The 15116-nt window shown below is 43.3% G+C and carries 14 protein-coding genes and 1 pseudogene; all 15 read right to left on the bottom strand.

Going from position 1 to position 15116, the window contains the following annotated elements; genetic code table 11:
- Positions 1 to 51: 51 nt before the first annotated feature.
- Positions 52 to 396 carry a low molecular weight protein tyrosine phosphatase family protein gene (locus tag MHB37_RS11590; protein ID WP_405169595.1) on the bottom strand — a complete coding sequence of 115 codons (345 nt, stop codon included), beginning with the start codon at positions 394 to 396 and terminating at the stop codon, positions 52 to 54.
- Positions 397 to 432: 36 nt separating this feature from the next.
- Positions 433 to 984 carry a GNAT family N-acetyltransferase gene (locus tag MHB37_RS11585; protein ID WP_405169261.1) on the bottom strand — a complete coding sequence of 184 codons (552 nt, stop codon included), beginning with the start codon at positions 982 to 984 and terminating at the stop codon, positions 433 to 435.
- Entirely contained in the window at positions 981 to 1739 is a 759-nt protein-coding gene (locus MHB37_RS11580) for a peptidase E (protein ID WP_143759908.1), read from the bottom strand. Before MHB37_RS11580 ends, MHB37_RS11585 begins: the two co-directional genes overlap by 4 nt.
- A gap of 5 nt (positions 1740 to 1744) precedes the next feature.
- Positions 1745 to 2347, bottom strand: coding sequence for a GNAT family N-acetyltransferase (locus tag MHB37_RS11575; protein ID WP_051491425.1), 603 nt, complete (start codon positions 2345 to 2347; stop codon positions 1745 to 1747).
- 81 nt (positions 2348 to 2428) lie between these two features.
- A complete protein-coding gene (locus MHB37_RS11570) occupies positions 2429 to 3163 on the bottom strand; it encodes a metallophosphoesterase family protein (protein WP_339248028.1) in 735 nt (244 codons plus the stop codon).
- 625 nt (positions 3164 to 3788) lie between these two features.
- Positions 3789 to 4313, bottom strand: a complete 525-nt coding sequence (locus tag MHB37_RS11565; protein WP_339190614.1) for a hypothetical protein — start codon at positions 4311 to 4313, stop codon at positions 3789 to 3791.
- A 175-nt stretch (positions 4314 to 4488) separates the two neighbouring features.
- Positions 4489 to 4911, bottom strand: coding sequence for an Rrf2 family transcriptional regulator (locus MHB37_RS11560; protein WP_076100677.1), 423 nt, complete (start codon positions 4909 to 4911; stop codon positions 4489 to 4491).
- A gap of 349 nt (positions 4912 to 5260) precedes the next feature.
- A complete protein-coding gene (locus MHB37_RS11555) occupies positions 5261 to 6088 on the bottom strand; it encodes a hypothetical protein (protein WP_405169260.1) in 828 nt (275 codons plus the stop codon).
- Between the two features lie 376 nt (positions 6089 to 6464).
- Positions 6465 to 7055: pseudogene (locus tag MHB37_RS11550) on the bottom strand (4'-phosphopantetheinyl transferase family protein); the annotation flags it as partial.
- A 56-nt stretch (positions 7056 to 7111) separates the two neighbouring features.
- Entirely contained in the window at positions 7112 to 8536 is a 1425-nt protein-coding gene (locus tag MHB37_RS11545) for a B12-binding domain-containing radical SAM protein (protein WP_405169259.1), read from the bottom strand.
- A gap of 18 nt (positions 8537 to 8554) precedes the next feature.
- Positions 8555 to 9298, bottom strand: a complete 744-nt coding sequence (locus MHB37_RS11540; RefSeq protein WP_405169258.1) for a hypothetical protein — start codon at positions 9296 to 9298, stop codon at positions 8555 to 8557.
- A gap of 21 nt (positions 9299 to 9319) precedes the next feature.
- Positions 9320 to 10492, bottom strand: coding sequence for an NAD(P)/FAD-dependent oxidoreductase (locus MHB37_RS11535; protein ID WP_405169257.1), 1173 nt, complete (start codon positions 10490 to 10492; stop codon positions 9320 to 9322).
- Positions 10489 to 11496, bottom strand: coding sequence for a hypothetical protein (locus MHB37_RS11530; protein ID WP_076129942.1), 1008 nt, complete (start codon positions 11494 to 11496; stop codon positions 10489 to 10491). Before MHB37_RS11530 ends, MHB37_RS11535 begins: the two co-directional genes overlap by 4 nt.
- Positions 11489 to 11749, bottom strand: a complete 261-nt coding sequence (locus tag MHB37_RS11525) for an acyl carrier protein (RefSeq protein WP_175617289.1) — start codon at positions 11747 to 11749, stop codon at positions 11489 to 11491. The genes MHB37_RS11530 and MHB37_RS11525 overlap by 8 nt, the downstream gene beginning before the upstream one ends.
- A gap of 18 nt (positions 11750 to 11767) precedes the next feature.
- Positions 11768 to 15109, bottom strand: coding sequence for a non-ribosomal peptide synthetase (locus MHB37_RS11520; protein ID WP_405169256.1), 3342 nt, complete (start codon positions 15107 to 15109; stop codon positions 11768 to 11770).
- Between the last annotated feature and the right edge of the window lie 7 nt (positions 15110 to 15116).

The following is a 15116-nucleotide window of genomic DNA, read 5'->3' as shown; positions in this document are numbered from 1 at the left end:
GCCTCAACATTCACTTGAAATACTCCATTATAGTCTGCCACAGTTTCTGTTCTAATCCTCATTTTTGTTGCTCCATTCCAGAAAATATTCGGATACACTGGATTCCAGAAGGCCGATCAAATCTTCATCCATATACTTATAGTCATCAGCTATGTTCAGGCAAATTATCTTTTTGCCCCTTACACAGTCTCTAAATTTATCTTGAATTCTTCGAACATGTTTCTTCTCCATCACAAAAATCACATCCGCCCAACCCAAATGCCCTTCAGAAATTTTAATTCTGGCATGATCTTCAGTCCCTGCAGATCTCACTTCATGGCCATCAATTCCTTGAAAAATCTTCTCCGCAGTTAGACTCCGCCAGCGATTCTGGCTGCAGACAAACAGTAGTTTAATAAGTGCACCTTCCTTATCCGATTGTTAAAAAGATATTTATTGTCTCGACTGCTTCGTGTATTCAATCAACCAACAATCTCTTAGCTCTCCTTCATGTTGTTCGTGCTGTTCAAGGTATTTCTTCTTCACAAAGCCAATCTTCTCGTATACTCTAAGGGCTCTTTCATTCCAGGCTTGCGGGTCCATGACAATTTTATCCGCCTGTTTTGCTTCGACTAGATAATTGACTGTTTCTTTAATGAGTCGCGAACCCATTCCTTGATTCCATAAATCAGGCTCGCCAATAAACTGGTCCATCCCAAAGATTTGACCTTCGAATCCCACGTAGCCGTACACCTCTAATTCTTCATCATCTATAAGATAGAACTGGAGATAACCTATATCCCGCTCCTTGTATTGCACAATACACCGTGTAACTTCAGCTTGCTCGTCGTAAAAATGCTCCTTCACCAGCTCCAAATCATGCGGGCGATCACGACCTTCATAGAACTCCAGTACAACGGGGTCTGAGAGCCATTTTACAAGTAATGCGGCATCGTTTAGCTCAAGTGTTCTCAGTCTGATCTCTTGCTTTTCAAAAATAATCATAACGCACTATACAGTTCATAAAGAGGTCTGTAGCTTGGATGTTCTTCTATTTCCGTTACGACAACACCTTGCTCGGAGTCAATCACACGGTAGGCTTTAGCTTCTTCTCTGGTCGACATCACTTTATATTCCTTATCTTTATAGATGATTGCACAATTGTTATCCACCGCGATTCCAGGCAAACCTCCACCTTTAACCATGCGTGTAAAATCTTCAACCCGAATATCCTCATTATAATGCGGACAATGAATGCCCGGCAGAATCCCCATGGCTTCAAGCTTGATATACTGCCATTCCCCCTGATCGTCGAACGCCTCAGAGTCACTATGCCCATATTCAAACCAACAGATGGAACCTGCGCTAAGCCCGGCCAATACGGTTCCAGAGGAATAAGCTTCTTTCAAAAGCGTATCTACCCCTGTATTTTTCCAAATCTCCAGCATCTTTCGGGTATTGCCTCCACCCACATAAATCAAATCAGCAGCTGTAATTAAATCTGTAATCTCATCATGAGTGTAGGTTTGGCTCACAAGCAATAAGTGACTTGTTTCACATCCAAGAATATCGCCATATACTTTGCTAAAAGTATCACAATATCCCGGCGCATCACTACTGGCTGTTGGAATAAATAACGCCTTCGGCTTAGCCTTTTGAGTTAGCTGCACAACTTTACGATCAATTTCCAGCGTTTCAAGCTCGATTAACTCTCCCCCGCCAATCACTACGATAGTGCCCATGATTTCCCCTTCTTTCACTAGGATTACATCCTATTGCTCACTCTTGGCTTACCGATGCTTGCAAAATATTCCTCTGCCAAAATGCTGTAGATCTCCAGATCCACCAGCCCTTTACCTGACCATACATGCGCCTGCCTTAACGTGCCTTCTTTCGTAAAGCCATTTTTCAAAAGCACCCGCTTCGATCGTTCATTAAAGGGCATAACCTCAGCTTGAATTCGATTGACTTCTGCAGTCTCAAATAAATATTTCACCACTAACTGAATGGCCTGAGCTGCAATCCCTTTTCCCCAATAAGGTTCCGCCAAAAAGTAACCGATCGTCACCATATCCACCTTTTGATTAAAATCCATAACTTCGATGATACCTAGCAGTATGTAAGGGTTATTTTTGAGGAAAATCCCCCATTTCACTCTTACCCCTTTGGTAAAATCACGTTCGAAATGACCGATCATATTCTTGACTGTATCTTTATTATGTTTCGGAATAATTCCACAGTACTCAAATACTTGATCATTGCTATATATCCCAAATACCTCATTAAGGTTGCTGACTTCAATCTTTTTCAGTAATAATTGCTCGGATTCCAAAGTAGGGAATTGCTCAAATACGTGACTAAGCTTCAATTTGTTCCCTCCATTACTTTTTGATGGCTTGGATTAAGGTTGCAGTTTGATTTTTCGTTTCCTTTATTATCCTTTCCTTTATTATCCCCGGACACTTCCCCTGTACTGCGCGGTTCTAAGCTCACGAATATAAGGCTCTGCAGCTGGCATATCTGCCTCAACGGCCTGTTGAACAGCTAACTCGATGTCATAAGGCACTCTTACAAATTGCATATTCAAAGGAGCTGCTGACACTCCCATGTATTCTCCCTCCATAATCACATAAGATGCCTGGGTTAGATCAAGCGGATTCCCCACACTGCCTACGTTAAATAAGGTCTTACCTTCTAGATGTTGAATAAAAGCATTATGAATATCCCCGTAACCTACGATATCCGCTTGTCGTTTCTCCTGGCAGAGATCAGAATAATCAAACAAAGATAATCGCTTTTCATAATCATCCCAAGGTTGAACACGTTCATACAGGCTTCGTGGCGAAGCATGAAATAACCGTACAAATTTACCACTCATCATAAACTCAATCGAAAACGGCAACGTGCTTAAATAAGCTAGGCGCTCTTGACCTAACAACCCGCGGCACCACCGAGCCATCTCAAAATCAACATCCTGATTCATTAAATCATCCCAGTTCCCCATAACACTGATTTCACAATTCTTTTTTATGATATCAACGGCTAGGTCTGAGTCCGGTCCTTTTCCAACAATATCGCCTAAACAAAAGACTCTGCTGATTCCCCGCTGCTGGATGTCATCTAAAACGGCCGTAAGGGCCGGTATATTTCCATGAATGTCTGAGATTATTGCAATTTGCTCCACTGTAGAACCTCCGTATATATTGATCTTTAAAAAAGTTACTTATCCTAAACTAATTGTAATTGTACTGCATCAGCGGCTGTTGCTGCTCATTTAGCAGCCGCTGCTCGTTTATAGGGCATTTTTGCCTTTCTTTTCGCTCATCCATCGACTGTTGCTCGTATATAGGGCATTTTTGCCTTTCTTTTCACACTTTCAGCGACTATTGCTCGTTTATAGGGCATTTTTGCCTTTCTTTTCACACTTTCAGCGACTATTGCTCGTTTATAGGGCATTTTTGCTTCTCTTTTTGCTTCTTTGGATGATTTCAGCCAAATCTGAGGCATTTATACCGTATATTCCACCATTCCAGCTACTTCAGCACATTTCAACGGTATTTATACCGTAAATTTCACCATTTTAGCCACTTCAGCACATTTCAAAGGTATTTATACCGTACATTCCACCATTCCAGCTACTTCAGCACATTTCAACGGCGTTTATACCATACATTTCACCATTTCAGCTACTTCAGCCCGTTTCAACGGCATTTATACCTTACATTTCACCATTCCAGCCACTTTAGTACATTTCAACCGCATTTTATACCGTACATTCCACCATTCCAGCTACTTCGTTCTAGTCACACTTAATCTTTTGTAAACTTTATGGATTGTAAAATATCCTCTATCCTCTTCATATCTTCTTTATGTACTTCATCCACACTATAAGGGAACTGCACCATAAATGACATTTCCGGTTCCTCAATAACGTAATAGATAGCTTTTCCTTTACTCCCTTCCTCTTCGAATACTTCAGTTTCGTACTTTACGGACTCTAACCCGCCTAAACTAGCTTTACTTTTTGTCAGCTCCGCCCCGTTGTTGTAATTCGTTTGGGCATCCTCGAGCCATTTGTTGACAAGCTCCATGTCCTTAGGCTTAAATCCAAAGAGCATTACTCCCGGACCTTTAAGTCCCTCAGCAGGTTTATAATCAGTCGTAGAGACTATCAACCATAATGGCGCTCCATACTTCTCAGTTACAACCCAATCATCCGGATAGTTAAAGGTGATTCCAAAATTAGTATCCTCGTATTTAGTGGTATCCTTTGATTCATTACATCCGGTAATCATTACTATAATTAGTAGTATAGGCAGTAATTTCTTTAACATTCTTTAGCTCTCCCTCAATGTATGTATGTATATTATCTTTAATCCGGCTTATAAATACAGATTCTATATTCTCTCTTACTTCCCTTCTTTGACCATAAACCTAATTAAGCCAAAAAAGACCAGAATCACGTTTTCACATGTTCTGGCCTTACTTCTAAGCTGTGATATGGAGGAATCATAGTTCTGGCATTTCATTCACAATCTGTTCCAATGTAACCTCCTGGAGAACATTCTCCATTGCTTTTTGGGCGAGTGAGAACACAGGTACAATTGCACTGGCTATATTCTTGCCAACAGGACAATCTGGATTAGGATGCTCATGTACAGAAAACAACGAGTCCTCTTCCACCGCATTAACTGCCTTATAAATCTGCAGCAGCGTAATCTCGGATGCGCTACGTGTAAGCGAGGCGCCTGCGACTCCGGGGCGTGCATTTACTAGTCCTGCTTTTTGCAGCATACTCGTAAGCCGACGGATAACTACAGGGTTTGTGTTTACGCTACCAGCTATCCACTCCGATGTGCTTTTGCCTTCTTTATTGCTGTCAATCAACGTTAATATATGAATGGCTACCGCAAATCGGGTGCTAATATTCATGGAAATCTCTCCTTCTGCCTTGCTGCAAAACATCCTTCAGATGCAACTATAATAGTTACATTTCATGCATTTGTCAAACTTTTGAGGACATGAACAACTTATAATCTATCAATATCCTCCATATAGATTTGGATGGTGCATTTTAATGAAAAAAGATCGTTGGGACATATTTTTAATAATAATAGCTGTCTTTGAATTTATTAATATAACCTACAGTTTAATATTCGAACAATCCATAGAGTGGTTTTCTTTGATTATATTAATTCTCTTTGTTTCTTTAATTGTTAATTCTAATATAAGTAAAAACAAAAAAAATGATTAAATACAACTGCCAAATGGCACTCGTATCCTAAGTGTCTTTTCCTATCTTATCGAATTCCTTTAGGATCTCAGCCACCTGGGCAGCATATTTTTTACTCAGACGCGATTTGCCAAGATTACTCTTCACAATCTTAAGGATTCGGGCATCTCGGCTCTTTGCAAATCTCTCCAGCATAACAAAGCCTTCTTCAGGCTCATTCGCCACAAATACACTCAAGCTGTATTCAAGTCCCTTAGATAATACACGAAAATGCTCAGCGTCCTCATGTTGCGCTCCCCCAACATCTATACTCTCCATGATTCCGTCAGCCAACTGAAGACAATATAGCGTATTTTCTTTCTTTTTTAAAAGAGGAGGATGCGCTAATGCCGCTACAAAAGCCCGTTGCTCAAGCCTGTTCGCACCCTTCTCCCACATGTCAATCAGCTGCCTGAGCAGGGTGAAATCATCCTCCCCTATACTTTGCAGCGCCATAGCAGACGCTTCACGCACCCTCCATCGCGAATCATTCATAGCTGTCTTGATGATGTTTTGAATCACTACTTGCTGCTCTTCTCCAGCGTAACTGTAATAAGCACCCAACGCCCTAACTGCACAAAACGGCAGAAACTCACGGGGATCATTCACCCCAGCTTCAGCTTCACTAATGTCAGTCCAAGAGACGAGCAGCTCCCAGCCTGTATCTGTTAGATTAGGATGAGCGAATTGTTTGGCAAAATGGTCTGAGAGCTCCAAATTCACTCGTGGTCCTGGGAGTTTACTCTCCTGCATCATCAAATCATTAAGCTGTACCCACAGCTCCTTATCGTTTACCCATTGCTGAAACGGCACTTCAATCATCTTTTGCTCAGCCATCTCTGGTCCCTCCGATAGTTATCTTCAGATTCGAACGATTCCTTGCATCGCATATGCGAGTTTCCTGTTCCATCAATATTTGATCAAATCTCCAGCATTAATCACTCATGGACATTTTACATCACATCAATGGCTTATGCATATAACAGATGAGGAATATTAACACCTTAGCAGAAAACTTCAAATCTAGATAAAGCGAAAACGTGCAAGACGAAAAGCAACTTATCTGTAGATAAGCCGCTTCTCTGTAACAAGTTCAATATCACCTAGGCTTAGATCGTTAAAAAGCATCCAATAGTTGCATGCAATCCTGGTGAAATTGGCATTGGTTTACCACTGAAACCTCCCCGGGAAATAAAGGGTTTTGCGCACATACGGCTAATTTATATTTCTCATCAATATGATACTGCTTAAAGTGATACAATCCGATTGCGTCATGGTTCTCCAATTGAATTCCGTTGTTTAAACGAAACGAAAACGAGTTCAATGGAAGAGATAATCCCTTCCCTATCGCTTTGATATAGCTTTCTTTAAGTGTCCAAAGGTCAAAGAACAGACTCATCCGGCCCATCTCTTCACATTCCGTCAATTGGACATATTCATCTTGCGAAAAAAAACGCTTAGCAATATTAAGATCGGCTTGCTGAATCTGCTCAATGTCAATACCGATCGGCAATTCATCCAATGCGCAAACCACCCATTCTCCTGAATGCGAAATATTAAACTCTACAGTACCCTCCCTTTTTTTTAGGGAGGGTTTTCCGTAGACATTTGTAACAAACTCGAGATCGCGGTTGTTCACTTTTAACCGTTTATTTAAGCTTACACGAACCAGCAATTCAGCAATAAGAGAATGCTGTAACGCTTCCACTCTTTTAAAGCGTTTAAGCCGCTCTCTCTTTTGTTGGGGGATGCGCCACATTAATGTTTCTAACGCAGGTTCAGATATTAGCTCAGCCACCTTCACCCCGAAAATCTCCATCGCTCATCGCTACTCCTTCAGCTCATAAGTACTTGCGGATCCTATTCATGAAAGGACAACACGTCATTCTCTATAAAAGCATCCTTCTCTACAATTTTCCGCTTATAATTCCTTACTTTTGCATCATCTTTCTCTCCTTGAAGTGCAAAAAAACTATCCCGTGTTTCATCAGAAATTCCCCAGAATTTTTGCATCACCAAGGAAGTATGCATGTAACTTTCTTCACCATCTTTATAAATCCCAAAATTAAAAAGCTGTTCCTTCACCTGTTCATATAGCTGTGTGCCAACATAAGGAACATTAATATTTATCACATAATTATCAGCCTTTAAGGCTTTAAAAAAAGGTAACATCTCTATATAATCTTGGTCATTGAATCCAGGGCATCCCAGCAAAATATAGGCTGTCCGTTTGATTCCCGCCTCCGCTGCCATGCGGAAAGCTTCCTCGACTTCCGTCAATCTAATTCCTTTATTCACCACTTGCAGCATCCTTTGGTTGGCCATTTCCACACCAAATTTCAAATGCACGCACCCCGACTGCTTCATCTTATCAAGGATATTCTGTCTCACACAAATGTCCACGCGCGCCTCTGCCCACCAGTGAAACTCAGGGTACTCCTCTTTTAGTTCAATCAGCAATCTAAGCATTTCTGAAGTGCGTTTGCCTAAGCCCGGCAGAAAGATCATATCTGAGAAATAAAATCCAAATACATGCATTTGTTCAATGCGGTAGCGGATTTCGCTAACAAAACGTTCGGGAGACATAAAGGAAACATTGCAGCCGCGCAGCGAGGGTTGATAACAGAATGTACAGCGTTTGGGGCACCCGCGCATAGACATAATGTAGTCCCAGTCTTCCGGCTTATTTTTCTGCGCTAAATATGAATCTGTCAATATCGGCAGATCGTTTAATTGCTGGGCCCATTTAACAGGCAGCATTCCCCTTGCATTCTCCTCTACTACAGAAACCGCAAGATCCTCGCCTTCTCCAACAATGATCGTATCCAAATCAGCCATATCCTTCAGCTTGGCATGTTTAAGCAAATGTCCATAACCAATACAGGTAACCTTATCTCCCCATCTCTTCTTTATCTCTTTTGCAAGGTATGCACAGGACTGAGTGCTTCCAAGCTCGACAGTAGGCATCAGAACATCGCCAACACCAATAAACACATAATCAGGCTGAAAGCATTCTAACTCATTTATGACCATATCAAAGCTTTCATGCCCCCGAGTACAGCGTTCCTGCATAAGCCAGCTGTTCATAGTCATACTGTACCGCTCTGTATAATCATGATCATCTGGAGCATTATCGCCATTAATTAACGTGACTGCATGACCCCTACGATGCAATATCTCGGCTATGTAATGCATAGCAGGACTGATCCTATTGTTTTTCGACTCAATAAGCCGGTAAAACGGGGGAATAACACAGGCTACTCTTTTACTCTGACGATCTGCCATTGATTTCGGCCTCCATTGTTAAATTTTAGTGAAACTGAGGTCTGAATCTGAGACGATGGAAGAACCGACTTTGGCAGCGGAACCGGGAAGTGTTCCAAATCTGGCACCCAAAAAACTGGCAGAGAATTGGGGCATCCAGCCATGCACATTAAAGCAGCCATTTCGGTCAAAACCGGCAATTAACATTCCCGAACGGTCGTATCTCCCTCTTGGAAGCCAAATCCAGTATTCCGAATCCGGGGTATTACCTGTCAAAAATCTCACTCTAGCCACGAAAAGAAGATACCTTTCCAAACTAAAGTTAAGATCCCCGCTGTCTTCCACCAAGTGTGCAACCTCTAGCCCTGTGTGTTTCATTAATGAAGGCGACAGCGCAGCCGATGTGCGAATCCAGCAATCTTCCTGCTCCGTTGCGGCTGTCACAAGTGGATCTTTTAAGGCCCAGCTTGAAATTCTTGTAAGCTCACCAATCTGTTCCCGTGTAATTCCCTTGGGAAAGCACAAAATAATTTCTCCATTTTCTCTCGATGAACGAATCTCTTCGCTTGTAAAAGGACAAGTCGATAGTTCGAATTTTCTGCCAATGATCTGATCTACCCCCATCCCACGATACCAGGATTCAAGCTCCAGACGCAGCATTTCGGGATCATCCGGTGAATGCTCAAGGTTTGCGGTAAACCGTTTGAGATCCGTCCGCTGAAGCACATTTGCGTTTAGCATATTATCTATAAGCTTTAACATTTGGTTCTTAGAGTTCTCCATTTCAATAAACCTCCTATACTTCTAAATCTTGTAGTATTCATTAATTTTTCTGCCTGCTGCAGTTAGCCAGCGATTGGACCGCAATGATGATATGTCTAATGTTTGTGCGGAATTCCCGGCTATTTCTTCACTGATTAGGAGTCCGGCGGCCGGGCTGTGCATAAAACCATGTCCGCTGAATCCTGACGCATGGTAAAACCCCTGGATTTTGTTATCAGCGCCCAGCACCGGATGGGAGTCCAGCGTGTCATCATAATACCCTCCCCAGCAGGATTTGATGGTTGCTTCCTGGAGACGAGGCAGTCGACGAAGAGCAGCTTCCAGATGTTTATATTCCCATTCCGGGTCTGAGTAGTTGTAATCCGGATCTTCGCATACCCCTGCAACAAAGGGCTTATTCAAGCCCGTTAACAGACCGCCTGTCTCCTTATGTAAGCCTAGACCTTCCCCGGGGAACACAATAACGGGAAAATCGGCGGGCAGCCATGGGAGCACATCTGTAACCAACAACTGCTGATGGCAGGGGATTACCGGCAACTCAATTCCGGCTTTAGCAGCCACAAATTTGGACCAGGGGCCTGTAGCATTTACAACAACTCGCGAAGTTATCGCTCCTTCTGACGTTACCACTTGCTGTATCGCGGAACCGTCAGTAATAAAGTCCGTTACAGCGACTCCAGGATAATATTTGACACCCAGCTCTCTGGAGAGCCGAATATACGCGCTTGTAATCTTATTGGGGTCGATCAATCCATCCTGCTTATTGTAAGTTGCACCGGCTACATCCTCGAGAACCAGCATCGGCAGCTTCTTTTGAATCTGCTTAGGCTCCATCCATTCCGTTTGCACACCCAACCTTTGCTGCAAAAGCATCGCATCATAAAACTCGGAAAGATTATCTTGTGCCGTGAAAATAAACATATATCCGCACTGGTCCATTTCATCCTGAACAAGGTTATACGAATCAAGCTGCTCCAGCAATCGAAAACTTAACTTGGACAATTCAATATTTATCTCCGTTGTAAACTGACTTCGCATCCCGCCTGCGCAGATAGATGTGGTTGCTCCGCCTAAACTTCCGCTTTTCTCAAGCACTACCACATCGGTTATCCCTTTTTTGGCTAAATAGTAGGCTGTACATGCCCCGACTGCTCCAGATCCAATAATAACAACTTCACATTTATCGGGTATCACCGAGAATTCTCCTTTTCTTCTATTTTGCTGATTACAGTACTAAACTCTTTCAAAAGCGCTGAAAGAAGCGCGCGCTCTTGCTCATCGATACTCTCCACTGTGCGTGCAGCGATCCGCAACAGGTTAAGGTCAGGCTCAAGATGATATTTCACCAAAATGTTTCTGAGAATAAGAGTGGTTTCGTATATATCCTCATAGCCTTTCATAATGAAATCAGAAAGGTTATATCCACATTGAGACAAATATCCAAGCCTGTTAACCATGCATTTTTTGTGCTCCCAGAGTAAATGAAACGGACGAACACAATAGAAAATTTCGTTACGCGCCAACCTATCTAAATAGTCTAGCAGCGCCCCATACACCTTCATCCCCCAACACGAACCTCCATCTGTTTCCGGGCAGGTTACCATGGTTTTCGGCTGGCGTGAATAGTAATAATCCCCTAGGCTTGCGATCAGTGTAGTTGGCTCAAAATGCATCTTATCAGCTTCATTTAGCCGGACAGAGCGAATCGAATGCCGCTCGAATGCATGAGCGCGCAGCGATGATATGATCTGATCGGCGGGAAGCTCATGAAACTCGAAGATTTTATCGTAATCCGAGCCAGCAATACTAAATGTATGACTAAGATCATCATAGCCGTAAATCATAAAATTCCTTTCGAAATGAACCTTATTAAAATAGTGCTTACCTTCTATATAAAATTCATCCAAGCTTACTTCGACATACTCCTTCTCGGCAAGACAATCCAAAATCTGTTTTACAGCAACACGTTCAGGACCAAGCCTGATCTCTTTAAAATTCAGATAGGGGAAATGCCCCAAAGATTGCTCGGGTGACAGAAATTCAAGATCCATCACATCCATATTCGCTCCAAGATATAAATGAATATAATGGTTATGCAGCCAATCCATCTTACTAGAGCAGACTTCCACTACACTGAGCAGATGAGAACTGTTCATGCTGCTGTTCACCATAGGGTACTTGATCGGCAGGTTAGGCATCTGTGGCACATCCTTCACCATTTTTACTCCAGAGATATGCCGTTAAATCTCCAACCGTAGGAAAATGTCCTGCTACCAAAAGGTAAGGATCAAAGTCCAATTGCAACGCCCGCTCAACTTCAACAATAAATTTGATGTAAGTAAGCGAATCCATTTCCAGATCTGTGAACGCACTTTCGGGCTCCAAGGAAATATCACACTTTACAAATAGGCGCAGCAATACCTCCACCCGCTGTTGTATTTGGTCCATCATATCCTCCCTGTCCATCATTTATCTCTGGCCTAATGTTCCTTCGCCTACTTGCAAAATTTCTTCCAATGACATTCCTAGTTGAGATAACACTGATTTCGTCAGCTGTCCTTGGGCTGCAGCTGAGGACGGTTCAGACAGCATGTCCGCCATTCTTGCAATCGTAAATTCGCCTAGGTACAACTCCATAATGGTTATGTTTGTATTGAATCTTTTGTTGACAATACTAACTAGCTTTAGAGCTAATAACGAATGGCCGCCCAGATCAAAAAAATTCTCGGCAACGCCGATCGCACGGCCCTCCAAACTCAACAACTCTTGCCAGATAGATTCTATCTCTGCCTGAAACTCATTTTTAGGAAGTAGAGCGCTGCTCACTTCTTTAAATCTCACATCAGGCAGCGGAAGCGCCTGGCGATCAACCTTGCCATTTCGATTTAACGGAAATCTCTCAAGTTTCATAAAGATGCCAGGAATCATATAGGCCGGCAAATACGCTCTCGCATAGTTTCGCAGCTCCGCAGCAGCAATCTCTTCATCGCTCACATAATAGGCAATCATAAGCTGCCCCCCGTTATTCTGCTTCAGCGGATGGACAAGAATCTCTTTGATCCGGTTGTAACGGCGAAATACGGCCTCGATTTCACCCAGTTCTATCCGCGCACCGTTGAGCTTGATTTGTTGATCTGTTCTTCCCCCATAAATAATCGTGCCGTCTTCGAGGAATTTGCCCATGTCTCCTGTGCGGTACAGACGTTCAGCAGCAGGATGTCTGGAGTAAGGATTGGGTACAAAACTGCGGTTAGTCAGCTCTTCATTTCCGATGTATCCTAGGCCCACTCCTATTCCGCCAATACATATTTCTCCGTAAACCCCAACGGGAACCGGCAGAAGATACTTATCCAGAATGTAAATTCGGAGATTGGAAATCGGTTTGCCGATCGGAACACTTGAATGGCCTCGGCCTTCCGCACAGTCCCAGCAGGTTACATCAATGGCTGCCTCAGCGGGCCCGTACAAGTTGAACAAACGCGCAGCGGATTTAGAGAAAAAAGAATCACGTAATGTGGTACTCAGCTCTTCTCCACTGCAAATGACATTTTTAAGTGAAATGCAGTTTTCTATTGGAACGGAGTCCATAAACTGCTGCAGTATGGCCGGAACAAAATGAATGGTCGTAATATGCCTTTCGACAATCACATTCCCAATATATTCGGGATCATGCGGTTTATCCGGTCGGGCTAATACCAATTCCGCTCCATGCAGTAATGGCCACAGCAGCTCCCATACTGCCACATCAAAAGTGAGCGGTGTCTTCTGCAGCACTTTATCGGTCTCATCCAAACCAAACTGCCGCTGCATCCAAAGAAGCCGGTTGTATAATCCCTCATAGCTGTTCATCGCGCCCTTCGGGGTTCCGGTTGAACCGGAAGTATAGATAACATAGGCTAAATCGCTGGGCTCGGCCGGCTCATTGTGCACAATTTCACATCTTAAGTCAGCTGAATAAGAGCTAATCCCGACGAGGACCACCTTATGCATCGGTTTAAACAGAGCCGCATATTGTTCCTGGGTGATGATCAGTGCACACGACGACTCACAAATCATATGGGCCAGACGTTTGGAGGGCAGCTGTGGATCAAGCGGCATAAATGCCCCGCCGCATTTAATTACCGCCAGAATTGAGGTGACTAGCTCAACAGATCTCTCCAAGCCCAATCCAACAAGGCTGCCACGCCCGATCCCCAATTGCATCAGCCTCGAAGCAAGCATATCTGAGGCCAGATCAAGCTCCTCATAACTCATGTTGTCTTCTTCGCTCAAAAATACAGCCCGCAGATGACTATGCTTCTCAGCTTGTTTTTTGATCTGGCTTATGAACCTTCGGCTGTCCAGACAGCCGAAATCGGTACAAGTATCATTCCATTCGTAGATCACTTTATTGATTTCTTCCGCGGTCAAAAACATGTGGCTGCTAACCGTAGCCTCCGGTCGCTGCAGCAGCTGCTGGAGAATGTTAATGTAGTGGTAATGGAATTGCCTCAATGAGGCCGCGTACCATTTATCATTGTTGTATTCGTAAAATAATTGCACTCCGCTTCCGGTATCATTAAGCCCAATCGTCAGGTCAAAGGCCGAAGAGCTTTTATCTGCCTTTAACGCTTCAACAGTTAGGTTGGATAACTCCAAATCCGTTTTGCCGCTCTGCACATAAGTAAACATCGTTTGAAACAGCGGATTTTCCCCTGGCCTGCGATCTGGATGCATAATACTGACCAGCTTGTCGAAAGAGACTTGTTGATAGGCAATGCCCTCATTAATTGTTTCTTTCTCTTTATTCAAAACTTCAAAGAAGCTGTCTTCAGTCTGCACATTGGTGGTGAGTGGCAACGTATTGGCAAAAAAACCGATAAGATTCCTTACTTCAATGCGGTTACGGTTAGCCATGGTTGAGCCGATAATCAGGTTAGACTGACCGGTGTATCTAAACATCAGGACCCGGTAGGCTGCCAGCATAACGTTATAGACCGTGAATTCAGGGTGACGTTTTATAAAATCCAGCATTTCATTATAGGCATCCTGCGGCAACTCTCCCCCATAATTGCACTCCGAATCGGTTGGTCCAGCAGCTTCAGGCATTGCCGCAAGATTTAAATCAAGCCGCGTATCTGCCGAAGCTAACTTGTTGCTCCAATAATCCATTAGTGTTGAATTGCCGGCATTTGCAATATATTTTTGTTCCCAGACCGCATAAGCAGAATACTGTACCGGCAATTCAGGCAAGCGTGCCACCCTGCCTTCTTCCAAAGCGTTGTAGATCTCCCTGAATTCATTTGTAAAAATATCCAGAGACAACGCATCTGAAATGCTGTGATGGAAACGAAATATCAGTAAATGCTCGGTTGGGCTCATCTGCACCAGTACCGCCTCAAATAAAGAGCCTCCATTTAATTCGAACGGTTTATTAATCTCCATTACCAACCAATCCAGCGCCTGTTTCTCCATCTCTGACTCAAGACAATCCAGACGCTCAATCCTGACCGTTGCGGGCTGTGGAACCGTCTTTTGGTAAGGTTCCCCGTCTTTTTCGTAAAATACAGTGTCTAAAATTCGATGCCTTTCCTTCAAGATACCCAGACATTCAGTCAAGTGTTTATAATTCAGACAACCCTTCAAGCGGTATTGTATCGTCATATTGTAAGCGGAGCTGGTAGGGTTCAATTGATGCAAAAACCATAATCTGCGCTGAGCACCGCTCAGCGGAATATCAGTTAAATCGGAATCAGCACGGATAGGAGGGAGACTTCTATGCATTCGCTCGGCCTGCAGCAGCGCTTCCCAATTTGATAAACCTCGAGTCATACTTCAT

The organism is Paenibacillus sp. FSL H3-0286 (genome assembly GCF_045040705.1).
Lineage (GTDB): Bacteria > Bacillota > Bacilli > Paenibacillales > Paenibacillaceae > Paenibacillus_AQ > Paenibacillus_AQ odorifer.
The sequence above is the reverse complement of the archived record's forward strand: the minus strand, read 5'-3'. Positions and strand labels throughout refer to the sequence as shown.